Raw genomic sequence first — 25,184 nt, forward strand, 5'->3', positions numbered from 1 at the left:
TCCAACGGCGAATATATGAGTAGCGACAAACAACAACAGCGCCGGCGCGAAGTGGCAGGCAGCCTTCCGCGCCTGTCCTTCATCGCCTTCGGCATCCTGCAACTGTGCGGCGGCGTCGCGCACGGGGCCGACAGCGCCGCCGGCGGCAGCGAGGCAAGCGCCATCGTGCTTGATACGGTCGTCATCGCCGGCCAGCGTTCGAGCATGAAGCGCGCGCTGGCGGCCCAGCAGAAGGCCGACAATATCGTCAGCATCGTCAGCAGCGACGATATTGGCGGCCTGCCCGACAAGAATGCCGCCGAGGCGCTGGCCCGCCTGCCCGGCGTGGCGGTGCAGCGCGACCAGGGCGAAGGCCGTTACATCGTGGTGCGCGGCATGGGGCCCGACTACAACGCCGTCACCATCAACGGCGCTTCGGTGCCGTCGCCGGAAGCGGGCCGCCGCGCGGTCGCACTCGACGTGCTGCCCGCCGGCCTGATTCGCTCGCTGGAAGTGAGCAAGACCCTGATGCCGGACCAGGATGCCAACTCGCTGGGCGGCTCGGTCGACGTCAAGTCGCTGTCGGCCTTCGATTTGCCCGGCACCGCGCTATCGTTTCAGGCAGGCGCCAGCCGCGACCGGAACACCGGCAAGACCAGCCCGAACGCCGGTGCCTTGTGGGCCGACCGTTTCCTGGACGGCAAACTGGGCGTGGCCGCCGGCGTCAGCGGCGAGCGCCGCAAGTTCGGTTCCGATAACGTGGAAACGGGCGGCGCCTGGAACAAGGGCAAGCTGTCCGGCCTCGAACTGCGCGACTACCTGCCCGAGCGCGAACGCAATGCGCTGGCGCTGAACGTCGACTACCGCCCGCAGGCTGGCCAGTCGCTGTATTTGCACACGTTTTTCAGCCGCTTTTCGGACGAGGAAGTGCGCGACCGCCTGTCGGTCGGTAACATCGTCGGCGGTGCGGTGGCGCCCGACACGGCGTTTACCGCGCGCGCCGAACGCCGCCTGCGCCAGCGCACATACACGCAGCAGATCGGCTCCGCCGTGGTCGGTGGCGAACTGCGCGTGGGCGAGTGGAAGCTGGTCGCGTCGGGCGGCGCCAGCCGCGCCACCGAGGACACGCCGGAGAGCATCAACGATGGGCGTTTTCGCGCCAGCGCCAACGTCGCCGGCCTGCGCTTTTCCGGCACCGATGTGCCGCGCCTGGCCGGGCCCGCCAGCCTGGCCGACCCGGCCAGCTACAGCCTGCAGGGCATCACCCTGCAGGCGCGCGACAGCAAGGATGCCGAGCGCCACGTCAGGCTGGACCTGAGCCGCCGGCTGGCGCTGGGCGACGCCGCTGCCAACATCGCGGCCGACATCAAGGGCGGCGTCAAAGTCAGCCGCCGCACCAAGGAGAACGATACCGAGCAGTGGGGCTACACCAGCAGCAAGGCCGGCAGCGGCAATTACTGGGGGGCGGGCAGTGTGTCGATGAGCGGCTTCACCCAAGGTGTTCTGGACTACCCGTTCGCCAGTCTCGGGCCGGGCCTCGATCCGGCGCTGATCCGCGCGCGCGTGGCGGGGCTGGACCGGGCCGGCGCGCGGCTGGTGCCGGAATCGAACCTGAACGACTTCTCGATGGACGAAGATATCGACAGCGCCTATGTGCAGGCCGGCGCCGACATCGGCAACTGGCGCCTGCTGGCCGGCGTGCGCCACGAGCGCACCAGCTTTGCGGCGCGCGGACAGCAGGTGTCCGGCGCCCTCTTGCAGGCAGTCTCGCGCACCAACGAATATGCGAACTGGCTGCCCAACCTGCAGGCACGCTACGATATCGACAAGAACACCAGCGTGCGCGTGGCCTGGACCCATGCCGTCGTGCGCGCCAATTTCAGCCAGCTGGCGCCGGGCATCAGCCTGGCCAGCAATACCGAAGCGGTGATCGGCAATCCGGACCTCAAACCGCTGAAGGCGGCGAACGTCGACCTTGGCATCGAGCGCATGCTGGGCGCGGACGGCGCCGTGTCAGCCTATCTGTACTCGAAGGACATCAAGAACTTCACCTACACGACCGATCTTGCCGGCAGCGGTGCGTGGGCCGGCTACACGAGCGCCACCAGCTACGCCAACGGCGACAAGGCGCGTGTGAACGGCATCGAACTGTCGTACTCGCAGTCGCTGCGCATGCTGCCCGCGCCGTGGAACGGCCTCCTGGTCGGCGCCAATGCCAGTTTCAACGACGCGAAGGCCACCATCGGCCGCTTCGACAAGGCCAGCGGCGGCCAGTTGACGCGCGAGATCCGCCTGCCGGGGCAGTCGAAGCGGATCGTCAATCTGATGCTCGGTTACGAAAACGGCCCCGTGAGCACGCGCCTGGCGCTCAATCACAAGTCGGCCTACCTGCTCGAAGTCGGCGGCGACCTGCTCGATGCGTCGCAGGACCGCTATGTCGACGCCCAGCGCCAGGTGGATTTCTCACTCTGCTACCAGATCGGCAAGCGTGTGCAGCTGGTCTTCGAGGGCATCAACCTGAATAATGAAACTTATTATGTGTACCAGGGCACGAAGCCGTACAACGTCCAGTATGAACAGTACGGACGCACATTCAAATTGAGCCTGAAAGCGAGTTTCTTCTGATATGAGCATGCAAAAACACCTTACCCGCGCGGCCGCTTTGCTGTGCCTCCTCGCCAGCACGGCGGCGCATTGCGCGGACCGTATCGCGCTCGATGGCGGGGGCTGGCTTTCGCTCGACAAGCACGCCTTGCAGCTGACCGACGCCGCCGGCAAGGAGCTTGCGCGCCTGCCGATGCGCGCCAGGCAGCTCGACCTGCGCACCACCAACGGCAGCGGCATCGCCGTGGTGCTCGACGCCGCGACCCAGCACGCGCTGCCGATCCGCGTTGATATCAAACGCGGTGAACTGACGCGGCTTGCGCCCCTGCCGCAGCAGTCGTTCGGGGTCGAAGGACTGTGCCTGTTCCGCGACCGGCAAGGACTCGACTTCCTGTTCATCGCGGCTAAGGACGGTCAGGCCGAGCAATGGCTGATGCACGGCGCCACCCCGCAACTGGTGCGCAAACTGAGCATGCCGCTCGACGCCGGCCAGTGCAAGGTCGACGACGCGCGTCACATCCTGTATGCGAACGAAGAGGGCATCGGCACCTGGGCCTATGAGGCGAACAGCGAGGCGATACCGGCGCGCCGGCTGCTCAAGGCCGGTACGCGCCTGCCGGCGGGGCCGGTGGCTTCGCCGGCCGTGGTGGTCGAGCCGCGCGCGCAGACGGCGCCGATGGCGCGCCTGGGCGACGTGGCGGACGATCCGGCGATCTGGGTCCATCCACGGGATGCGACGCGCTCGCGCGTGCTGGGCACGAACAAGAAGCAGGGCTTGATGGTGTACGACCTGCAGGGAAAGCAGCAGCAGTTTCTCGACGTGGGCCGCCTGAACAACGTGGACCTGCGCCAGGGCGTGACCATGGATGGCGAGTCGATGGACCTGGCCGTGGCCAGCCAGCGCGACGACAACAGCGTGGTGCTGTTCGGTGTCGACGCCGACGGCAAGATGGCCGAGCTGACCCGCTTCGCGACCGGTTTTCCCGAGGTGTACGGCATCTGCCTGTTCCAGCCGCGCAGCGGTGGGCTGGACGTGATCGTCAACGACAAGGGCGGGGCGTTCCGCCAGTTCCGTATTGCGAAGGGTAGCGGCGGGTGGAGCAGCACCTTGGCGCGCGAGTTCAAGGTGGACAGCCAGCCGGAAGGCTGCGTCGCCGACGACCGCAATGAGCGCCTCTTCATCGGCGAGGAAAAGCGCGGCGTGTGGACCCTGGCCGCGCGCGCCGATCAGCCGGCGGCGCGCAAGATGGTGCTCGCCGTCGGGCGTGACCTGCACGCCGATGTGGAAGGCATGGCGATATATGAAGGCGCGCAGGGCGCTTACCTGATCGTGTCGAGCCAGGGCGACAGCAGTTATGTGGTGCTCGACGCGGCAGCGCCGTACAAGGTGCGCGGGCGCTTCAAGGTGGGCTTCAATCTGGCCGAGGGGATCGATGGCACCTCCGACACCGATGGTCTGGATGTGACGTCGAAGAATCTGGGTGGGCCTTATGCGCAGGGCATGCTGGTGATCCAGGATGGGTACAAGCGCATGCCGGACGGGCCGCAAAACTTCAAGTATGTGAGTTGGGAGGACGTGGCGAGGGCTCTAAACCTATAAACGCCTACGCTTTGTCGTTCCTGCCATTGGCAGAAACGACTTCCCGCGCAGGGCCAGGCGCCCCCACGGCAACCCAAGTTTGTGCTGAAGCCATTGGCAGTTCGACGAACTTGGGTTCCCGCCTCTCCAGGAACTGGCTTCTGGACGCGATGGCGTCAGGTTCAGCGTTTTTCTGACCACAAACTTCAAAACCGTCATTCCCGCGTAGGCGGGAATCCAATTCCGTAGCGCAGTCACAGGCGGCTCGACGAACTTGGATTCCCGCAGGAATGACGGAGCTTAAGCTAGCGCCATTTGGAAGCGGCCACTGACTTTGTACAGTTCCAAGAGATTCGAGGAGTTTCCTTGAAACTGGAGGCTGCGCGGGAACGACGTGGGAGGGGGCGGGGGAGTGGTCAAAAAATCTACCGATGGTTTGTTCTGGATCAGTTCCAGGCGTGTGCAGGGGTTTGACTGAGCCCGCATTTGCGCTCAAAATTTCTTGATTCTCTTTCCTCACTCCGGTGCCCATCATGCTCAGTGCCATCCTGAAACTGCTGCTCCGCGAAGTTTCCCAGCTCGCCAAACGGGGCCGCAATTGGCTCACCTCCCTGGCCGCGGAACGCCGCACGGCGCTGCGTCTCGATCGCCTGGCCGACCGCCTGAGGGGAATGGGAATCAGAATCGACATCCTGCGCAAGCGCATGAACGAGGGCCGGCTCGACGAACCGCTCGACGCCGACGCCAGCCTGCGCGAAGCGCTAAGGGGACTCAAGGAGGATATCCGCACGGTACGCTGCCAGCTGTCCGTCCTGAGCGGGCCGGGCAGTTCGCCGCGTCTTCAGCGGGCGTTCGCCCGGCTGGCGGCCGTTGCCGAGAAAACCTACGCAGCCGCCGACAAACTTCAATGGGAAATCGATGAACACGACCAGATGGGCGGCGCACCGCAGGCGCCGCCAGCTACGCGCTTAAGCGCTTAACTGCGCGCCGCCGGGCAGCGCGTCGCTGCCTTGCGCGGTATCGATCGACTGGTGCTCGCGCAGCTTCATGGCGTCGCCCAGCATCACCAGCACCGGACCGTGGGCCGGTCCGAGGCCATGCGCCAGGGTCGCGAGGGTCAGGCGCAGGATGCGCTGCTCCGGACGACTGCAATTCTCGATCACCACCACCGGCGTATCCGGCCGGCGGCCCTGGTCCAGCAGGCGCTGGGCCGTCACGATCGCCTCGCGCCCACCCATGTACTGCACCAGGGTGTCGGAATCGGGAACCACCGTCATGTCGCCATGCTCGGGCGCGGTGCTGGACGTGAAAAACGCCACGCTGCGCGCCACGCCACGTTTGGTCAGCGGCTGCTTGGTCGCCGCCGCCGCCGCCACCGCGGTGGTAATGCCCGGCACCACTTCCACCTCGATGCCCATTTCTTCCAGCGCGCGCAGTTCTTCGTCGGCGCGTCCGAACAGCATCGGGTCGCCGCCTTTCAGGCGCACCACCAGCGCGTATTTGTGCGCGCTGTCGACCAGCTGCTTGTTGATGAAGGCTTGCGCCGTCGACAACTGGCCGCAGCGTTTACCCACCGCGATCTTCACAGCCTGTGGACACAGTGCCAGCATCTCGTCCGTCACCAAGGCGTCATGCAGCACCACGTCGGCCTGCGCCAGCAGGCGCGCGCCGCGCAGGGTGATGAGGTCCTGGGCGCCGGGGCCGGCGCCAATCAGATAGACTTTTCCGAGTGCTGACATACGTGTTCCTTTTGCTGGTGTTGACCTTGGCGCCGGCTATTTACGCTTCCAGCCGGATCATACCAGCGGCAACCGTCTGGTGAGTGACTTCATCGATCAAAATGAAGGCGCCCGTTGCGCGGATGTCGGCGTAGGCGTCGGCGGCCAGCGGCTGCTGCACGGTCACGCCGATGCGCGCGATGTCGTTCAGCTTCAAGCCTTCGGCCGCGTGGCGCTGCTGGGTATTGATGTCGAGCAGGCTGTCGATGGCGGTGACCTTGGCCGAAGTCTGCTTGGTGCCATGCTTGATCCAGTACTTGCGGCGCATGTCGAGCGGTTCGTCCGACATCCAGCACACATCCGCCTTGAGCGTCTTGAGCAGGGTGGCCGGCTGGTCGGCGCCGGCCAGCAGGTCGCCGCGCGAGATATCCAGGTATTCATTGAGCAGCAAGGTGATCGACTGTCCCACGACGGCCGACTGGTGCGAGCCTTCCAGGGTGAGGATATCCTTGACGGTGGCGCTCTGGCCCGATGGCTGCACCACCAGCTTGTCGCCTACACTGACCTTGCCCGCTTCGATGCGGCCCATGTAGCCGCGGAAGTCGTTCGCTTCGTGGCCGTTGTGGCGCGCTACGAGCTGCACCGGGAAGCGGAACGGGGCCGCGTGCGATTCGTCGTAGACCGACAGCGACTCTAACAGCGAAATCAGGGTCGGACCCTGGTACCAGGCCATTTTTTCGCTCGGCTCGACCACGTTGTCGCCGGTCAGGGCCGACAGCGGGATCGGCGTGATGTCCTTCAACCCCAGGGTGGTGGCGAATTCCTTGTACGCCTTGACGATGCGGTCGTACACGGCCTGGTCGTAGTTCACCAGGTCCATCTTGTTGACGGCGACGACCACGTGCTCGATCTGCAGCAGGTGGGCGATGGTCGAATGGCGCTTGGTCTGGATCAGCAGGTCGACGCCGCCGTCTTCGCGCAGCTTGACCTTGGAGACGTCGATCAGGATGATCACGGCGTCGGCGGTCGAAGCGCCGGTGACCATATTGCGGGTGTACTGCTCGTGGCCCGGCGTGTCGGCGATGATGAATTTGCGCTTGGGCGTGGCGAAGTAGCGGTAAGCCACGTCGATGGTGATGCCCTGTTCGCGTTCGGCTTCCAGGCCGTCGGTCAGCAGCGACAGGTCGACGGCATCGCCCACGGTGCGCTTGTGCTTCGAGCGCGACATGGCGTCGAGCTGGTCGGCGAAGATGCCTTTGCTGTCGAACAGCAGGCGCCCGATCAGGGTGCTCTTGCCATCGTCGACCGAGCCGGCGGTGATGAAGCGCAGCAGTCCCGATACCGCGTCCGGGCGTTCGCCATTTTGGCTTTTAGTAGTGGTGTCAATACGGGCGTTCATCAGAAGTATCCTGCTTTCTTGCGTTTTTCCATCGAGGCTTCGGAGGTCTGGTCGTCCATCCGGGTGGCGCCGCGTTCGGTGATCTGGGTGATGGCGGTTTCGGCGATGATCGCTTCGACCGTCGATGCGTCCGACGAGACAGGGCAGGTGCACGAAATGTCGCCCACGGTGCGAAAGCGCACCACCTGGGTTTCGACAGTCTCGCCTTCGAGGGCCGGGGTCAGGTCGGTCAGGGGCACCAGCAAGCCGTTGCGCGCAATGACCTGGCGCTCGTGCGCGAAATAGATCGGCGGCAGCGCCAGTTTTTCGCGCTGGATGTAGAGCCATACATCGAGCTCGGTCCAGTTCGAGATCGGGAACACGCGCATGTTTTCGCCCGGGTGCACGCGGGTGTTATACAGGTCCCACAGTTCCGGGCGCTGCGCCTTCGGGTCCCACTGGCCGAATTCGTCGCGGAAGGAAAAGATGCGTTCCTTGGCGCGCGCTTTTTCTTCGTCGCGCCGTGCGCCGCCGATGCAGGCGTCGAATTTGTGTTCGGCGATCGTCTCCAGCAAGGTCACCGCTTGTGCGGCATTGCGCGAGTCGGTCAGCGGATTACGCAGGCGCACGGTGCCGCGCTTGATCGAATCTTCGACCGAACCGACGATCAGGCGTTCACCCAGTTCGGCCACGCGGGCGTCGCGGAAGGTGATCACTTCGGCGAAATTGTGGCCGGTGTCGATGTGCACCAGCGGGAACGGGAATTTACCCGGCCGGAAGGCTTTTTCGGCGAGGCGCAGCAGTACGACCGAGTCTTTCCCGCCCGAGAACAGCAGGGCGGGGTTGGCGCATTCGGCGGCGACTTCGCGCAGGATGTGGATCGCTTCCGATTCGAGCGTATCCAGGTGGCGCGCGTTGACGTCGGTCAGCACGCGCGGGGTATCGGTCAGTGTAGTCATGGTGGCGAGGCCTATGTTTTCTTATGGTGGCGCGCAAGCAGACGCGTTACGCAGCCACGGATTTAATGCGGATCAGTTTACCATCGACCAGGTGCAGGCCGCATTCCTTGGAGTCCGGGTTTTCCCACCACCAGCGGCCGGCGCGCACGTCTTCGCCCGGTTCCACGGCGCGCGTGCAGGGTGCGCAGCCGATCGAGGGAAAGCCCTGGTCGTGCAGCGCGTTGTACGGCACGCCGTTGTCGCGGATGTAGTTCCACACATCGGTCTCCGACCAGTCGGCCAGGGGATTGAACTTGACCATGCCGTGCGCGGCATCGTCTTCCTGGATGTCGAGCTGCGCGCGCGTGGTCGATTGCGCGCGGCGCTGGCCCGTTACCCAGGCCTTGTTGCCGGCCAGGGCGCGTCCCAGCGGTTCGACCTTGCGGATGCGGCAGCACTCGCGCCGCATGTCCACGCTCTCGTAAAAGGCGTTCAGGCCGTGCTGCGCCACGTAAGTGTCCACCGCTTCCGGCTGCGGTTTGTACAGCGCGATGTCGTAGCCGTAGCTATCCTTGACCTGGCCCAGTACCGCCAGGGTTTCCGGATGCAGGCGGCCGGTTTCGAGCGAGAAGATCCCGATCGGCAGCTGCGCCTTGAGAATCAGATCGGTCAGGACCATGTCTTCGGCGGCCAGGCTGGAGGCAAACACCGCTGGCGAGTATTCGGCGGCGATGCGCTCCAGGGTGGCGCGGGTGCTGGCGACGAGGGCGGAGATATCGTTCATGCGTGCCTCAGATGCCGTAGCCGACGTCGGCGCTGTCGATGCGCACGTCGCGTTCGTGACGGCGGAACAGCGGCGCCTTGATGTCGACCGAGGCCTGGTACACCTCGGAGAAATCGGTCAAGCCCTTGAGCGCATCGTGGATGTTGCGATCCTGGCGCGTGGCAAAGGCGTCGAAGCCGCAGCGCTGCATCTGGAACAGCTGGTCGCGCAGCACGTCGCCGATGGCGCGCAGTTCGCCCTGGTAGTTCAGGCGCATGCGCAGGTTGAACGCGGTCGAGTAGCCGCGGCCGTCGGTAAACTTGGGGAAGTCGATGGCGATGACGGCGAATTTGTCCAGATCGTCCTTGAGCGCTTCGGCGCGTTCGTCGGGCGCGAGCCAGACGCCGATGTCGGCGCGGGCGGCCAAGGATGCGCGCTGCGCCTGCCACACCGTCAGCGGGACGATGACTTTTCCTTGCGGGACCACGACCGTGTCGGGCGCTTCGGCGGCAACGCCGGCGTCAAGCTCAGGCACGGCCAGGCGCAGCACGCTCCAGTCGTCGGCGACGACCGCGCGCTGTTTGATGATCTCTTTGTGCGACTCAAGCATAGTGGTCTTCTCCAACCAGTTCGCCCGCCTTGATCGGCGTGGCATAGACATGTTCCTTGAACGGCGCCACACCAAGGCGCTGGGCGGTGTCGACAAACCGTTCATCTTCGTGGCGTTCGCGCACGTACACTTGCAGCAGGCGGTCGACCACTTCCGGCATTTGCAGCGCCGAGAACGACGGGCCGATGATCTTGCCGATGGCCGCATTGTTGCCTTGCGCGCCGCCGATCGAGACCTGGTACCACTCGCTGCCATCCTTGTCGACACCGAGCACGCCGATGGAGCCGACGTGGTGGTGGCCGCAGGCGTTGATGCAGCCCGAGATATTCAGTTCAATCTCGCCGATGTCGTGCTGGTAGTCGATGTCGTCGAAGCGCTCCGCGATCGCGGCGGCAATCGGGATCGACTTGGCATTGGCCAGCGAGCAGAAGTCGCCGCCCGGGCAGCAGATGATATCGGTGAGCAGACCGATATTCGGCGTGGCCAGGCCGTGCGCCTTGGCTTCCTGCCACAGCGCGAACAGGGCCGATTGCTTCACGTCGGCCAGCACCAGGTTTTGCTCGTGCGTCACGCGCAGTTCGCCGAAGCTGTAGCGGTCCGCCAGGTCGGCCACGAAGTCGATCTGGGTCGCGGTGGCGTCGCCCGGCGGCACGCCGGTCTTTTTCAGCGACAGCAGCACCACACTGTAGCCCGGCACCTTGTGCGCCTTGACGTTACGGGTCAGCCAGTTGCCGAAAGCCTTGTTGTCGGCATGTTCCGCGCGCACGTCGATGTTCGGCAAGGTTTCGTAGGCCGGCGGCGTGAAGTAGGCCGCCACGCGCGCCATCTCGTCGTCGGTCAGGGTGGAGGCGCTGTCTTTCAGGTCGACCCATTCTTCTTCGACCTGGCGCGTGAATTCCTCCACGCCCATGGCCTTGACCAGGATCTTGATGCGCGCCTTGTACTTGTTGTCGCGCCGGCCGTAGCTGTTATACACGCGCATGACCGCTTCGATATAGGTCAGCATGTGACGCCACGGCAGGAATTCGCGCACTACGCTGCCCAGGATCGGGGTACGGCCCATGCCGCCGCCGACCATGACCTTGAAGCCAATCTCGCCATCGTCGTTGTGAACCACGGTCAGGCCGATGTCGTGCACGGCAATCGCGGCGCGGTCTTCCACGGCGCCGTTGATGGCGACCTTGAACTTGCGCGGCAGGGCGGCGAATTCGGGATGGAAGGTACTCCACTGGCGCAGTACTTCCGCGTACGGGCGCGGATCGATGATTTCGTCCGCGGCCACGCCGGCGTATTCGTCGGAGGTGATGTTGCGGATGCAGTTGCCCGAGGTCTGGATGGCGTGCATCTCGACCGAGGCCAGGTCGCTCAGGATCTCTGGTGTCTGTTCGAGTTCGATCCAGTTGAACTGGATGTTCTGGCGGGTCGTGAAGTGGCCGTAGCCGCGGTCGTACTTGCGGGCGATGTGGCCGAACATGCGCATCTGGCTTGATGACAGCAGGCCGTACGGCACGGCGATGCGCAGCATGTAGGCGTGGCGCTGCATGTAAAGGCCATTTTGCAGGCGCAGCGGCAGGAATTCGGCTTCGGTCAGCTCATCGTTGAGACGGCGCTCCACCTGGCTGCGGTATTGCGCGATGCGTTCCCTGACGATGAGGTGGTCGTATTTGTCGTAACGGTACATATGTCATCCTGAGATTTGGTGTGCCCTTTTTTGGGGCTTCTTCGGGGGCATCGGCGTGAGACTGTCCCCAAACTAGCCTCAATAGTAATAAACTCATCCTTTATTCCAAAGGACTAAGAATTTATTTGCTTATATGCGTATCCGGCATAAGCATTCTTATAAAATGCTGGTAGATATTTATTTTGAGTATCTTTCCGGCCTGCGAGAGCAAAAAAGCAATGAACCTTCATCAATTACGCTTCGTGCGCGAAGCCGTGCGGCAGAATTACAACCTGACCGATGCGGCCAAAGCCTTGTTTACATCCCAGCCCGGGGTGTCGAAAGCGATTATCGAGCTTGAAGAAGAGCTCGGTGTTGACATTTTCACCCGTCATGGCAAGCGCATCCGCGGCTTGACCGAGCCCGGCCGGCTGGTGCTGGAGTCCGTCGAGCTGATCATGCAAGAGATCGACAGCCTGAAACGCATCGGCAAGGAGTACGCGGCCCAGGACAGCGGCAGCTTCACCATTGCCACCACGCACACCCAGGCGCGCTACACCTTGCCCAGAGTGGTGCAAGCCTTCATGCTCAAGTATCCCAAGGTCCGTTTGTCTCTGCTCCAGGGCAACCCGCGCCAGATCGCCGAGATGGTCCAGCGCGACCAGGCCGACCTGGCGATAGCCACCGAATCGATCGCCGGTATTGACGGACTGATCACATTGCCCTGCTACCAATGGGAGCACATGGTGGTGGTGCCGCCCGACCATCCGCTGTTGAAATCGAAGGCGGTGTCCCTGGAAGAAATCGCCACCTACCCGCTGATCACCTACGATGGCGCCTTCGCCGGGCGCAGCAAGATCGACCATGCTTTCGGCCTGCGCGGACTGAAACCGGACGTGCTGCTCGAAGCCATCGACGCCGATGTCATCAAAACCTATGTGGAACTTGGCATGGGTATTGGTATCATAGCGGGCATGGCCTTCGACGCCGAGCGCGACAAGAACCTGCGCGCCATTCCGGTGGGGCACCTGTTCGGCATGAATATTTCGAGGGTGGCCGTCAAGCAGGGCGCCTATCTGCGCAGCTATATCTATACCTTCATCGAATTGCTGGCGCCGACCCTGAACCGCAAGCTGGTCGAGTCGGCCATGAGCGGCACCAAAGAAACTTACGAGCTGTAAAGCACTTGTACCAAGCAACTCACATCAAGAAAAATATGATCACCGAACAATCCGCACAGTTTTACGCCAAGAGCGCCTCCAACCACGACCGCATCTACGACCGGCCGGAACGCAAGGACGACCTGGCCGCCATGCGCGGCCACGTGGCCGAGACCCTGCGCGGCCACACCGTGCTGGAACTGGCCTGCGGCACCGGTTACTGGACCGCCGTCATCGCCGCCACGGCCGACAAGGTGGTCGCCACCGATATCAATCCCGAAATGATCGCGCTGGGCAAGCTGCGCGCGCTGCCTCTTGAGAAGGTGGAATTCAAGGTGGCGGACGCCTGGAACTTGCCGGCCGACATAGGCAGCTACACGGCCGTGTTCGTCGGCTTCTGGTGGTCGCACGTCAAGCGCGAAGAGCAGGAACGCTTCCTGGCGCAATTGCGCAGCAAGGTCGGCGACGATATGTTCATCGTGCTGCTGGACGATGTGTATGTGGAAGGCAGCAGCGACACCGTGGCCCGCACCGATATGGAAGGCAATACCTACCAGATCCGCATCGCGCCCGATGGCGAACGTTACGAGATTCCCAAGACCTACCCGTCCGACAGCGCGCTGCGCAAGAAGCTGGCCTCGTCGGTGCGCGAGATCCGGATCGTGCGCCTGGAATACTACTGGCTGCTCACCTGCCGGTTGAAATAAATCAGCGGGGCGCGCTCGATCCGCCCAGTTTCGCACTGGCCGCGATCAGCAGCATCGCGCAGCCGAGTCCGGCGAACGCCACGGGCAGGCTGGTGGCGTGCGCCACAAACCCGATTGCCGCCGGCCCCGCCAGGATGCCGGCGTAGCCGAGCGTGGTGATCGCCCCGATTGCCAGGCTGGCCGGCATCGCGCGCTGGCTGCCGGCCGCGGTGAATAAAATGGGCACGATATTCGAGGCGCCCAGCCCGATCAGCACGAATCCAGCCAGCATGCCCGCCACCGACTGCGCCAATACCGTGCAGAAAAAGCCGGCGGCCGCGCACAGGCCGCCCAGCAGCAGCACCCGTTGGCCGCCCAGCTTGCCCACCACCTTGTCGCCCGTCAGGCGGCCGACGGTCATGGCGACAGCAAAGGCCGCGTAGCCGAGGCCACCCTGGCTGGCGCCTGTACCTGGCAAGAGTCCTGCCGTCAGCAGCAGGGCGCTCCAGTCGAGGATCGCGCCTTCGGCCAGGAAGCACAGGAAGCACAGGGCGCCGATCAAGATCACCGCGCCGTGCGGCATCACGAAGATGGGCGCATCGCGCACCTGCGCATCGGTCTCGCGCAGCAGGCCGCCGGCCGCCCCGGCCAGGACGGCGGCAACCAGCAGGGCCAGTACGATGGCCGATGCGGTCGCCCCCAGGCCCAGCCACAGCAGCAGCGCCATGCTGCCCGCGCCGAGGAAGCCGCCCACGCTGAACAAGCCGTGAAAGCCGGACATCAGCGCTTTGCCGCTGTGCTTTTCCACCACGACCGCCTGGATATTCATCGCCACGTCCAAGGTGCCGATGGCGGCGCCGAAGGCAAACAGCACGCAGCCGAGCAGCAGCGGGCCGGGCGCGAAAGCCAGCCCCGGCAACACCAGGCAGACCAGCAAGCCGGAGCACAGCACCACCGGACGGCAGCCGAAACGCGCCGTGAGGAAACTGGTGGACGGCATGGCCAGCAAGGATCCCGCGCCCAGGCACAGTAACAGCAAGCCGAGCTGCGCTTCGCCCAGGCCCAGGCGCAGCTTGGCCAGCGGCACCAGCGGCGCCCAGGCCGACATGGCCAGGCCGGCGGCAAGAAAAGCCAGGCGGGTGGAAAGGCGTTGTTGCGCTTCGCTGTGGGGCATGGTTTCTTTCGAAAATGGTTAGAGCTCAGCTCTGCGCGGCGCGCAGCACGCGCACGCCGCGCGCCGCGAACGCATCGGCCTGGCGCACATCGATATCATGCTCGGCGACCAGAACGGTCAGACTGGCCGCCGCCAGCACCGCGTACGGCGCGGCCGTGCCGACCTTGTCGTTGGTGGTGGCGACCAGCACCGTCTTGCTGAGAGCGGCGACGCGGCGCTTGAATTCGGCTTCCTCGAAATGGATGGCGCTCACGCCGGCCTGGGCATCGACGCCGCAGGCGCCCAGGATGTACAGGTCGGGGCAGATCAGTTCCAGTTCGCGTAGCGCGGTCGCGCCGATGCTGGCCCCCGTCTCGGCATGGATGCGCCCGCCAATCACGATCAGGTCGACCAGCGGCTTGTCGACCAGCGCGGCGGCAATCGCCGGGGCGTTGGTGATCACGGTCAGCCGCTGTTCGCCGAGCGCGGCCGCGATGGCCAGGTTGGTCGAGCCGGCATCGATGAAGACGACCTTGCCGGGCGTCACGCAGGGCGCGGCCGCGGCCGCGAGGCGCGCCTTGCGGCCGGCCTGGACACTGCGGCGCTGGGCCGGGGTGCCGCCTGGCGCGGCCGGGAGCGGCATGCGCAGGGCGCCGCCATAGACTTTCTGGCACAGGCCGGCCGCGGCCAGGTCGCGCAGATCGCGCCGGATGGTGTCTTCGGACACTTGCAGCCATTGCGCCAGATCGGGCGCGAGCACCCGGCCATCGGTTTGCAGGCGTTGCAGGATCAGGGCATGGCGTTCCTGCAAGAGGAGGGGATCGGTCGGCATGGGGGCATTCAAACAGGCTGGAATGCGCACAAATATACATGAATACGCACAAACGTGCAAGCAGGCATAAAAAAAGCCCCGCGAGCTGCGAGGCAACTTGCGGGGCTTTTGTATCAAGCAGCGCGCCTGGGCGCGCCAGTCAATTTAGAACGCGTGACGCACGCCGACCGAGAAGGCCGATGGGTCCGAACCGAACGCGGTGACCGGTGGGGTCACGTTGGCGCCCGCGGCGTTGATGCCGAAGACAGCCTTGTCGTTGTTACGGATCGTTGCGTACGAAGCGTACACATTGGTGCGCTTCGACAGGGCGTACGAGTAAGCCAGCGAGAAACCGTTGCCTTTGGCGCCGTTGTCCAGTTTGCTTTGCTGCAAGTTGGTGTAGATCTTGTTGCTGCCGAAGGTGTACGACACGCCAGCATTGGCCTGCTTGTACGTATTGTTGTTGCCGGTTGGGTTGGCAACCATGTAGTTACCACGGATGTCGAAGGCGCCGAAGGTGAAGCCTGCGCCGAAGATCATTTCGCGGTCGTCGCCCGACAGCAGACGCTCGATCTGGTGGTAACCGGCACCGACGTAGACGTTGTTGGCTTTGTACTCAACTGCCAGGCCCATCAGATCCTTGGAAGCTTCGTGAGCAGGCGTTTCGCCCAGGCCGTAAGCTGCGCTGATGACTACGCCGCCCATCGAGTTCGATTTGTAGTTGACCGAGTTGCTGATGCGACGGGTCAGACGGTCGGTGCCGAAGGAATTCAGGTTCGAACCGTAGAAGCCCTGGCCGTTGATATCGCTTGCACCAGCGACGTCAGCGATCGGGGTGTACTCGCGGCCCAGCAGTACGGTGCCGAAACCACCCTTGACACCGACGACCGAACGGCGGCCGAACAGGGATTCATCTTGCTTGCCGCTGTCGATGGCAACGCCAGCTTCCAGGTTGAACACAGCGCTCAGGCCATTGCCCAGATCTTCAACGCCACGGAATCCGATACGGCTGGTCGACTGGTTGCCCGAGTTGACGACCGTACGGCGGCCGTCTTTAGCGCCGGTGTCCTCTTTCGCCAGCGCAGCGTCAGCCACACCGTAGATCGTGACGCTCGATTGAGCGGAAGCGCACAGAGGAATCGCAGCGGCCAGGACAGCAGCCATCAGTTTGCATTGCATATAAATCTCCAAAAAGTTTGCACAGATAAGTGTCGATTAACCAGGGATGCTCTTAATCGGACGTAATTATAGCTTCCACGTATGTCAAATCCATGACAAAGTGAAATGTTGTGAAAAAGAGACAGGCTTGATTTGCCCCGGAACAGGGCGTCAATACCGGCTAATTGCACGCTTTGAGTGCACTAAATGTGACATCGGATAAATGCTGCGGCGCCGCATATCGCCCGTGGTTGCGGGCGGTCTGGGAAATGTCAGGGAGCCGGGGGCGGCAGGGGGCGGGGCCGTTCCGGTGCGGCGGCGCCGCGCTCGGCACCCGGCTCGTCGTGCATGCTTTCGGGCAATGGCAACACGATATCGATGCGGGTTCCGGGCGGATCGTCGCTGCTGACGGTGATTTCACCCTGCATGCCCCACACCCGTTCGCGCATGCCGATCAGGCCCAAGGATTGCGCTTTTTCCATGTCGGCGGCTTTGATTCCGCGCCCGTCGTCGCGGATCGAGACCAGCAGCTGGCCATCGATGCGGTAGACATACATGGTCACATTGCTGGCCCCGGCATGGCGGGCGATATTGGTCAGCGCTTCCTGGACGATGCGGAAAATGGCGGTGCTGGCCGTATCGTCGAGGCGCAGCTCGGCTTCGTCGGCGAACAGGGAACAGGCGATGCCGTGCCGTTCGACGAATTCGTCGCGCAAGCCCTGCAGCGCGAAATACAGGCCGCCCTCGTCGAGCGCGCGCGGGCGCAGGTTGGTGGCGATGCGGCGCAGCGAGGTGATGGCGGTCAGGAGGTTCTCTTCCATGCCTTTCATCAGGCGCTGGCCGTTGCTGCCGGTGCCGGGCTCCTTTTGCAGCAGGTTCAAGTCCATGCGCAAGGAGGCCAGCAGCTGGCCAAGGTCGTCGTGCAGTTCGCGCGCGATGTGGGCGCGCTCTTCCTCGCGCACGGTTTGCAGGGCCGACGAGAGCTGGCGCAACTGGGCATGCGAGCGCGACAGCTTTTCCTGCACCTGCTGGCGCTCGGTCACGTCGCGCAGGATGATGGTATAGATGGTGCGGTCGGCTTCGATCATGCTCGATATCGAGCCTTCCAGGGGGAAGGTTTCGCCGCTGGCGCGCACGCCGGTGACGGCGTAATCGGTGGCGCGGCGGCCCGCGCGCCCGGCCACGTCGCCGAAATAGGCGGGCGCGGCGTCGCCGGTGACGGTCGGCAGCGGGGCGATGAATTGCTGCAGCGGACTGCCCTGCATCTGTTCCACGGTGGTCGAGAACATCGCCGCGGCCGACGGATTGGCCAGCACGATGGTCTGGGTGTCGTCGGTGGAGATGATCGCTTCGCTCGCGTTCTGGATGATCTCGCGGCTGTGGCTGCGCGCAAAGCGCGGCCAGCGGTTATACGCGAACAAGCGCGCGAGGGAGTGGCCGCCCAGCAAACCGAGGACGAACATGACCGGACCCCAGCTCAGGAAGCGGAAAGAACGCTGTTGTGCCATGCGCGCCTGCCGTCGATGGCCCGCGGGACGCGGACCGTGGGCTGATTGTAAAAGCGGGGTGAATGCACGCCTTGAGGCGCGACAAACGGGGTCGAATGCGCAGCGCACTGCGCGGTGGGATACGGAGGCTCATGGCGTGTCGCTAGATGGTGCATGGAACGGAAGGGGGCGCCGCGGCCGGCGCGGGACGGGATCGGTTCACATCTGCTTGAACAGGTGCAGGAAGCTGCGGCTCACTTCGAGCTTGTCGGGCTTGCCCTTGATGAGCACCAGATGGCGCCCGCGGATGTCGCGCGTCACCCCTTCGATGGCATTGACGTTGACCAGGGTGGCGCGGTGGATTTGCCAGAACAGCGCCGGATCGAGTTCCTCGGCCAGGTCGCGCACCGGCTTGCGGATCAGCGCTTCGAAGCGCTCGGTCTGCACGCAGGTGTATTTTTCGTCGGAGCGGAAAAACAGGATATCTTCGACCGGAATCATGCGCAAGTCCTGGCCGATGCTGGCCTGGATCCATTGCAGGTAGGTGGGCTTGGGCGCCGCCATTTTCTCGGCCAGCTGGGACAGCATGGCCGTGACACTGTCGTTGACCGCTTCCTTCGGCTTGGCCAGGCGCGACTTGAGCCGGTCCACCGTCACCTGCAGGCGCTCGGCCTCGGGCGGCTTGAGCACGTAATCGACGGCGCCGCGCTCGAAGGCTTCGACCGCGTACTGGTCGTAGGCGGTGACAAACACGATGTTGGTGCCGGCGCCGATGGCGCGCGCCGCTTCCATGCCGCTCTTGCCCGGCATGCGGATATCGAGGAAGGTCAGGTCGGGCTTGAGCTGGCCGACCAGCTCGATCGCCTCGTCGCCGTTTTTCGCCTCGCCGACGATTTCCAGCTCGGGCCATGCCTGGTTCAGGCGCAGGCGCAACTGGTCGCGCATCAATCTTTCGTCGTCAGCAATAATAGCGGTAGGCATGGTCCGGTTCTGGTGGAAGGCAAGAGTGCCAATTATTCAATGAAACCAGGCTTTAATCAATCGATTCCTTGGTGCCTCTTTGTTTATCGCTCACTTCGACACCTGGTAGGGCACTTCGATGGTGGCGATCACGCCGCTGGGCACGTTGGCTGCGATGTGCAACTGCCCCAGGTCGCCGTGCAAGAGTTTCAAGCGTTCGCGGATCGTCATCAGGCCCAGGCCGGTGCCATCGCTGGGGAACACGCCGAAGCCGACCCCGTCGTCGCTGACGATCACGCGCAGCTTGTTATGGGCGACTTCGGCAAGGATGCGCAGCGAACCGCCTTCCGGCTTGCATTCGAGGCCATGCTTGATGGCGTTCTCGACCATCGACTGCAGCATCATCGGCGGAAAGGCGGCGCTGCGCAAACCCTCGGGAATCTGCATATCGACCCGCAGGCGCTCTTCCATCCGCATTTTCAGCAGGCTCAGGTAAGCCTTGACCATGTCCGCTTCGCGCCCGAGATTGGTGACGACGGCGTTGTCGCGCATCTGCGGCAGTACCGCGCGCAGGTACTGGATCAGGCTGCGCTGCATGGCCGAGGCGCGCGGCGGGTCGGTTTCGATCAGGTACTCAACCGAGGCCAGGGTATTGAACAGGAAATGCGGCTCCACCTGGGCCTGCATCATCTGCATGCGCGCCTCGGACAGCTGGCGCTGCATCGATTCGCGCTCGGCGGCGGCGTTGGCGGTCTGGGTTTCGGCCTCGGCGCGCTTTTTGCCGCCCACCAGCGCCTTGGTGGCGAACAGGGCCAGCACCAGCAACGAAATGAAACTCTTGAACCAGGTCGAGGCTTGGCCGTGATACACCTTCACTTTTTCCTCGGCCGCATTTTCGACGGCCGCCTCGATCGCGCTCGACAAGCCTTCGACGATCTGGGGTGGCAGCGCGACCCGCACTTCGCCGTCGGCCGCGCCCGGCACCACCAGCGCCGGCGGCGTCTCCGGCACGGTCGCCGGCGCCGGTTTGGCGCCATGTTCGGGCGGCGCGGCGGGCTCGGGCGCCTGCGGCGCTTCGGGCGGCTCGGGCGGCTCGGGCGGCGCGCTGCGCTTCTTGGGCGGGCTGTAGCTGATGCCGCCGTCGTCGAAGATGATATTGCCTTCGTGCTTGTCGCGCTTGCGCTGGGGGCGCACCTCGACCACGTCCGCGCCCGAAAACAATTCATTTTGCAGGATCGAGGCGGCAATCAGGGCCAGCGCCGCGAACAGGAAAAACTTCCACCACGATAGCTGGGTCACCCAGGTGGCGGTGCCGTCGAAGGCGCGGTGCAGCCAGGCCAGAACGGTCGCGATGGTTGGCTCGGGAGGGCGGCGTGCTTCCATGATGGCTGATTTCCGTGAGATTCAAAAGACAATTGTGCAAGCGGCGAGTGTAACTGCTGCGCTCTCCCATCGCCGCAAAAAGCGCCGCGTGGCGACGAATACTGATGAGATGTTGTAACTTTAGGACGAAGGCCTGGACAAGGCGCGGCGTTTGCGACAGGCTGCATAATTCGGGGAACGGACTGCGCCGCCGCCAGCCGCGGCGCCCCTGCAACGCCGCTTGTGGCGCCATTGCCCGCGGCGCCCGGGATCGACCCGCAGCGGCCGTTTTGCGCGGTATGATACTGGATAGAACCGGTCGCGGCCGGCCCGCTGTTGCACCTGACTAAGGGGATGTCATGTCTGCCGATGCAAAAAAATACCGTTTGATCACGCGCAGCGATTTCGACGGCCTGGTCTGCGCCGTCCTGCTCAAGCACCTGAACCTCATCGACGATATCCTGTTCGTCCATCCCAAGGATATGCAGGACGGCAAGATCGTGGTCAGCGACAGCGATATCACCACCAACCTGCCGTACGCGGCCGGGGTGCACCTGGCGTTCGACCACCATCTGTCCGAAACCATCCGCAACACCGGCGAGCGCGGCAACCACATCATCCATCCCGAAGCGCCCTCGGCGGCGCGGGTGGTGTACGACTACTATGGCGGCGCCTCGGCCTTCCCGGCCGCCTGGTTCGACATGATGGCCGCCGTCGACAAGGGCGACGCGGCCCGCTTCAACCAGCAGGAAGTGCTCGATCCGCACGGCTGGGACTTGCTCAACTTCCTGATGGATGCGCGCACCGGGCTGGGACGCTTCCGCGACTTCCGCATTTCGAATTACGCGCTGATGATGGACTTGATCGACTATTGCAAAAATCATACAATCGATGACATCATGGCCCTGACCGACGTCAAGGAGCGCATGGACCTGTACTTCGAGCACAATGCCATGTGCAAGGAGCAGATCCGGCGCTGCGCCACCGTGCACCGCAACCTGGTCGTGCTCGACCTGCGCGAAGAGGAAACGATTTACGCCGGCAACCGCTTCATCATCTACGCCTTGTTCCCGGAAACGAATATCTCGATCCATGTGCTGTGGGGGCTGAAAAACCAGAATACCGTGTTCGCCACCGGCAAATCGATCCTGAACCGTACGTCGCGCACCAACATTGGCGCGCTGATGCTCGAATACGGCGGCGGCGGGCACGAAAACGCCGGCACCTGCCAGGTCTCGAACGAACTGGCCGAAGAAGTGCTGGGCGCGCTGATCCAGCGCATCACCAGCGAAGGCTGAGCGCGGCCGCGGCGCCGGTGGACCGCCTCAGGCCGCCGGCGCGGCGACCAGCATGTCGTGCAAGGCATGCTCGGCCAGCGGGGCGCTGAAATACGTGCCTTGCAGTTCGTCGCACAGATTGTTCCGTAAAAACTCCATCTGCACCCGCGTTTCGACCCCCTTGGCGATGACCCTGGCGCCAAGATCGTGGCCGACGTCAATCAGCGCCTTGGCCAGCGCGCCGCTGCGCGCGTCGGCCGTGATCTGGTGTGTCGCCGTCTTGGCCAGCTTGACGTGGGTCAGCGGCAGCTTTTGCAGGAAATTCAGATTCGACAAGCCGCCGCCGAAGGCATCGATCGCACGCAGCACGCCCAGGTCGTTGAGCTGCGAGATCACTTCCACGCCCAGGTGCTGGTTGGTGTGGAGGCTGTCTTCGCGCAACGCGAGTTCGAGCTGGGTCGGGGCGATCCGGTGTTTGTGCAAGGTGGCGGCGATGCGCTCGACATAGCCGGACTGGGAAAATTCGCGGTGCGAGGCATTGACCGCCACCGGCAGCGGCGCCAATCCGGCGCTGTTCATGCGCTGCATGAACAGGCACGCTTCGTCGAGCACATAGTCGCCAATGGCGGCGATCATGCCGTTTTCCTCGGCTTCGGGCAGGAATGAGACTGGCGCCAGCACGCCCAGTTCGGGGTGGCGCCAGCGCAGCAAGGCTTCCAGTCCCTGGATGCGGCCGCTGCGCAGGCAAATTTGGGGCTGGTACAGCAGGAAAAACTCGTGGTGCTCGAGCGCGCCGCGCATCGCGTCTTCGAGCTTTTGCTTGGCCTGGGTGGTCGACTTCATGTCGGCCGAAAAGAAGTGCACCTCGCCCGTCTTGGCCGCCTTGGCGTGGTACATGGCCACATCGGCCGCGCGCACCAGGTCGAGCGCGCCGCTGCCATCGTGCGGGAACACGCTCACGCCGATGCTGCCGCCGACCGCGATGTCGGTCGCATTGAAGCTGACCGGCTCCGACATGCTCACGCGCAGGCGTTCGATCATGCGCAGGGTGTAGCGCAGCGAAGGCTGGTTGACCAGGACCAGCACGAATTCGTCGCCCGACAGGCGCGCCACCGTATCGCTCTCGCGCACCGACGATTGCAGGCGCCGCGCCACCATCTTGAGCACTTCGTCGCCCGCTTCGTGGCCATAGCTGTCGTTGATCTGCTTGAAGCCGTTGAGGTCGATCAGCACCGTCGCCACCAGCGACTTGTTGCGCTGGGCCATATGCAGCGCCTGTTCCAGCCGGTCCCACAGCAAGGTGCGGTTGGCCAGCCCGGTCAGCGCATCGTGGTTGACCTCGTGTTCGAGGTGGGCGGTGCGCTGCTTGACGGCCGTCACGTCGTTGATGACGCCGATAAAGTGGGTGACCTTGCCGCGTCCATCGCTCACCGGCGTGATGGTCAGGTCGTTCCAGAAAATGTCGCCATTCTTGCGCCGGTTGCGAAATACCACATTGACCTCGCGCCGCTCGCGCACGGCCGCGCGCAGCTGCTCGCGTTCGGCTTCGTCCATGCCGGGCACGCCCATGAAGCGCGGATCGCGCCCCAGCACTTCATCGGCGCCATAGCCGGTGATGCGCTCGAAGGCCGGGTTGGCGTACTCGATCGGATTGTCGGCGCCGGCGCAGCGGCTGATCACCAGGCCGTTGCTGGTGGCGTGCAGGGCGCGCTCGCGCAGGCGCAGCCGTTCTTCCTGGGCGCGCCGTTCGGAAATGTCCAGACCCATGCCGCACAGGTAATGGCGGCCGCGGCAACTGATGCGCGCCCCGCACAGCAGATAGGGCGTGGCGTGGCCGTACTTGTCGAGATAATCCGCTTCCACCATGACCTGGATGTCATGCTCGAAGACGTTGCGGAAATTGGCGGCGATGATGCGCTTTTCGGCCAGATCGTACATGTCGAGCGCGTTGGCGCGGCTGACCTCGTCGGAACTCATGGCCGTGACCTGCTCCAGGGTCTTGTTCCACACAACGAAGCTGCCATCGTGGCGCAGCACGTAGAACGTGCCCGGCAGTACATCGATGATGCTCGACAGCGGCATGCGTCCGACCACTGCGGTATCGGGCTCGTCGCAGGCGCCGTCGAGCACGGCGACGACATGCGTGAGCGCGCCGTCGTGCGCGAACTGGGGCAGCAAGGTCAGGAAGATGGAATGGACGCTGCCGTCGGCGCGCATGAATTCGAGCTCGGCGGCGTCGCAATCGCTGGGGAAATCGGCCCAGCGCTGGCGGTACGCGCGGTTGCCCTGCTCGCTGAGCAAGGCCGTCAGGGGTTGGCGCAGGGCGTCGGCGGCGCGAATGCCGAGCACTTTTTCGCAGCCGCCGTTCCAGGTAAGGATGTGGCCGTTTGCATCGATCAGCACGGCGGCAAATGGGGCGTTCTCGCTGGCAGGCATGCGCCTCTCCAATGATGATGAAAGAGGTTGGACATGCAAAACGGGCGGTGGTTCGCCGGCGCCGGCAAATTACATCAAAAGACCTGGGAGGGGTGCGCCGGCGCGCGCAAGGCCGCCGGCGCAATCAGGCGCGCATCAGGCCAGCACGATTTCCCGGCGCTCGGGCAAGGCGATCTGGTTGTCGACGCTGAACTGGTAATCCTGGAACACGTGCTCGGCGCTCAGCATCTGGTAGCTGCCGTCGGCCAGTTTGTGGGTGGTGTCCTTGAGGCGGTAGGTATAGTGGCCGCAGGTCCAGCAATTGAAATTGCGCATGTGCGTGCACAGGCAAGTCTTGTCCATCACCACCACGGTCTTGCTGTCCGGATTGGCCAGCACTTCGCGGTTGTACGCATTGATGTAGGAACAGTTACCGGTGGCATCGAGCAGATAGCCGTAGGACTCGCAGCCGGGACGGATGCCGGCGCCGATGGCCGGCGTGTTCTTGAGCATGCGCATCGGATAACCGGTCGGCGAAATGCCGTTGACAATGATATCGTCCTCGGTCGCGCGCACGTACTCCTGCTTGACCTTGTCAGGCAGGCCGCATTCGTTGGTGATGGTGAAGCGGGTCGCCACCTGCACCCCGGCCGCGCCTTTTTCAAGGAAGCCGACCGCATCGGTGCCGGTGAACACGCCGCCGGCGGCGATCAGCGGAATATCGAGCTGTTCGGCGCGCATATAGGCATGGATTTCATCCATGATGGTGTGCAGGTCGTACTCGGCCCAATCCATGCCGAAGCCGAGGTGGCCGCCGGCCAGCGGGCCTTCGACGATGATGTAATCGGGCAGGCGGTCCAGCTTGGTCACCTTGCGCAGGAAAATCTGCAGCGCACGCACGGACGAGACGATGATGCCCAGCTTGGCGTCGCGGAAACGCGGATGGTCGGCGATCAGGGCGAACGAACCCAGATGCAGGCCGGCCGACATGGTGATGCCGTCGATGCCGGCGTCGAGCGCAGCCGACAGACGCGTGCGCAAGGTTTCGCGCGGCGAATTCATGGTCAGCTTTTCCATGCAATTGACGAAAATGAGGCCATCGCCGCGCTTCGCTTCCATGGTCGCGCCCACGTGGCGGCGGGTGGCATCGGCCAGGCGGGCCAGGTCGAACTGCACCACCGCCTTGTCCATGTTATTGATGTTGAACTTATAGGTCTTGGTTTTGTCTTTCACATAGCTGGTGTCGAACTTGCGGTCGGAGACATCCTCGACCATGGCATCGGAAATATGCCCGATCCCGCCCAGGCGCGCCGCTTCGAGCGCCAGTTCGGAGGTCGAAATATCGACGCCCATGCCACCGATCATGATGGGCACATATTCCTTGTTGCCCAGACGCAGGCGGAAATCATCAACACGTTTCATTGCTATCCTTAGACTGCCAAGTTTACCGATGCGTGGCGCCGGCCGCCGGGGCCAGCTTGCACAT

General features: G+C 64.0%; 20 protein-coding genes. 6 read left to right on the forward strand and 14 right to left on the reverse strand.

Annotated features, from left to right (window positions below; genetic code table 11):
- Positions 1 to 15 precede the first annotated feature (15 nt).
- The 3 genes from IV454_RS17310 (at position 16) to IV454_RS17320 (ending at position 5,142) form a co-directional block, all read left to right on the forward strand.
- Positions 16 to 2,604, forward strand: coding sequence for a TonB-dependent receptor (locus tag IV454_RS17310; RefSeq protein WP_206087084.1), 2,589 nt, complete (start codon positions 16 to 18; stop codon positions 2,602 to 2,604).
- A gap of 7 nt (positions 2,605 to 2,611) precedes the next feature.
- A complete protein-coding gene (locus tag IV454_RS17315; protein ID WP_206087085.1) occupies positions 2,612 to 4,183 on the forward strand; it encodes a phytase in 1,572 nt (523 codons plus the stop codon).
- A 512-nt stretch (positions 4,184 to 4,695) separates the two neighbouring features.
- Positions 4,696 to 5,142 carry a hypothetical protein gene (locus tag IV454_RS17320; protein ID WP_206087086.1) on the forward strand — a complete coding sequence of 149 codons (447 nt, stop codon included), beginning with the start codon at positions 4,696 to 4,698 and terminating at the stop codon, positions 5,140 to 5,142.
- Here IV454_RS17320 and cobA read toward each other — a convergent pair.
- From cobA to IV454_RS17350, 6 genes are read right to left on the reverse strand one after another with little or no spacing between them, the layout of a single operon-like run.
- Complete coding sequence (cobA, locus tag IV454_RS17325) at positions 5,131 to 5,901, reverse strand: uroporphyrinogen-III C-methyltransferase (protein WP_206087087.1); 771 nt, start codon at positions 5,899 to 5,901, stop codon at positions 5,131 to 5,133. The two genes, IV454_RS17320 and cobA, sit on opposite strands and share 12 nt — an antisense overlap.
- 40 nt (positions 5,902 to 5,941) lie before the next feature.
- Entirely contained in the window at positions 5,942 to 7,279 is a 1,338-nt protein-coding gene (locus IV454_RS17330) for a sulfate adenylyltransferase subunit 1 (protein WP_229521666.1), read from the reverse strand.
- A complete protein-coding gene (gene cysD, locus IV454_RS17335) occupies positions 7,279 to 8,217 on the reverse strand; it encodes a sulfate adenylyltransferase subunit CysD (RefSeq protein WP_206087088.1) in 939 nt (312 codons plus the stop codon). The genes IV454_RS17330 and cysD overlap by 1 nt, the downstream gene beginning before the upstream one ends.
- Positions 8,218 to 8,263: 46 nt before the next feature.
- The gene (locus IV454_RS17340) at positions 8,264 to 8,980 is read right to left on the reverse strand and encodes a phosphoadenylyl-sulfate reductase (protein ID WP_206087089.1); all 717 of its coding nucleotides are present in this window, start codon (positions 8,978 to 8,980) and stop codon (positions 8,264 to 8,266) included.
- Between the two features lie 7 nt (positions 8,981 to 8,987).
- Complete coding sequence (locus IV454_RS17345) at positions 8,988 to 9,569, reverse strand: DUF934 domain-containing protein (RefSeq protein WP_206087090.1); 582 nt, start codon at positions 9,567 to 9,569, stop codon at positions 8,988 to 8,990.
- Complete coding sequence (locus tag IV454_RS17350; RefSeq protein ID WP_206087091.1) at positions 9,562 to 11,250, reverse strand: nitrite/sulfite reductase; 1,689 nt, start codon at positions 11,248 to 11,250, stop codon at positions 9,562 to 9,564. The genes IV454_RS17345 and IV454_RS17350 overlap by 8 nt, the downstream gene beginning before the upstream one ends.
- 218 nt (positions 11,251 to 11,468) lie before the next feature.
- Between IV454_RS17350 and IV454_RS17355 the strand changes: the two genes are divergently transcribed.
- Both IV454_RS17355 and IV454_RS17360 read left to right on the forward strand, forming a co-directional pair.
- Complete coding sequence (locus IV454_RS17355) at positions 11,469 to 12,410, forward strand: CysB family HTH-type transcriptional regulator (protein WP_054267074.1); 942 nt, start codon at positions 11,469 to 11,471, stop codon at positions 12,408 to 12,410.
- A 35-nt stretch (positions 12,411 to 12,445) separates the two neighbouring features.
- On the forward strand, positions 12,446 to 13,096 hold the full coding sequence (locus IV454_RS17360; protein ID WP_206087092.1) for a class I SAM-dependent methyltransferase: 651 nt from the start codon (positions 12,446 to 12,448) through the stop codon (positions 13,094 to 13,096).
- Position 13,097: 1 nt separating this feature from the next.
- On the opposite strand, the gene IV454_RS17365 is transcribed toward IV454_RS17360, so the two are convergent.
- From IV454_RS17365 to IV454_RS17390, 6 genes are all read right to left on the reverse strand, one after another.
- Positions 13,098 to 14,249, reverse strand: a complete 1,152-nt coding sequence (locus IV454_RS17365) for an MFS transporter (RefSeq protein WP_206087093.1) — start codon at positions 14,247 to 14,249, stop codon at positions 13,098 to 13,100.
- A 25-nt stretch (positions 14,250 to 14,274) separates the two neighbouring features.
- The gene (locus IV454_RS17370; protein WP_206087094.1) at positions 14,275 to 15,060 is read right to left on the reverse strand and encodes a DeoR/GlpR family DNA-binding transcription regulator; all 786 of its coding nucleotides are present in this window, start codon (positions 15,058 to 15,060) and stop codon (positions 14,275 to 14,277) included.
- Positions 15,061 to 15,204: 144 nt separating this feature from the next.
- A complete protein-coding gene (locus IV454_RS17375) occupies positions 15,205 to 16,218 on the reverse strand; it encodes a porin (protein WP_206087095.1) in 1,014 nt (337 codons plus the stop codon).
- Between the two features lie 251 nt (positions 16,219 to 16,469).
- Complete coding sequence (locus tag IV454_RS17380) at positions 16,470 to 17,705, reverse strand: PAS domain-containing sensor histidine kinase (RefSeq protein WP_206087096.1); 1,236 nt, start codon at positions 17,703 to 17,705, stop codon at positions 16,470 to 16,472.
- A gap of 198 nt (positions 17,706 to 17,903) precedes the next feature.
- Positions 17,904 to 18,665 carry a LytR/AlgR family response regulator transcription factor gene (locus IV454_RS17385; protein WP_206087097.1) on the reverse strand — a complete coding sequence of 254 codons (762 nt, stop codon included), beginning with the start codon at positions 18,663 to 18,665 and terminating at the stop codon, positions 17,904 to 17,906.
- Between the two features lie 90 nt (positions 18,666 to 18,755).
- Entirely contained in the window at positions 18,756 to 20,027 is a 1,272-nt protein-coding gene (locus tag IV454_RS17390; RefSeq protein ID WP_206087098.1) for a sensor histidine kinase, read from the reverse strand.
- Between the two features lie 338 nt (positions 20,028 to 20,365).
- Between IV454_RS17390 and IV454_RS17395 the strand changes: the two genes are divergently transcribed.
- On the forward strand, positions 20,366 to 21,304 hold the full coding sequence (locus tag IV454_RS17395; RefSeq protein ID WP_206087099.1) for an exopolyphosphatase: 939 nt from the start codon (positions 20,366 to 20,368) through the stop codon (positions 21,302 to 21,304).
- Positions 21,305 to 21,331: 27 nt separating this feature from the next.
- Here IV454_RS17395 and IV454_RS17400 read toward each other — a convergent pair whose 3' ends face one another.
- Together IV454_RS17400 and IV454_RS17405 are read right to left on the reverse strand one after the other, a co-directional pair.
- Entirely contained in the window at positions 21,332 to 23,758 is a 2,427-nt protein-coding gene (locus IV454_RS17400; RefSeq protein WP_307730081.1) for a sensor domain-containing protein, read from the reverse strand.
- Positions 23,759 to 23,854: 96 nt separating this feature from the next.
- A complete protein-coding gene (locus tag IV454_RS17405) occupies positions 23,855 to 25,120 on the reverse strand; it encodes a nitronate monooxygenase (protein WP_206087101.1) in 1,266 nt (421 codons plus the stop codon).
- Between the last annotated feature and the right edge of the window lie 64 nt (positions 25,121 to 25,184).

This window comes from Massilia antarctica (assembly GCF_015689335.1).
In the GTDB taxonomy this organism is placed as follows: Bacteria; Pseudomonadota; Gammaproteobacteria; order Burkholderiales; family Burkholderiaceae_D; genus Telluria_A; species Telluria_A antarctica.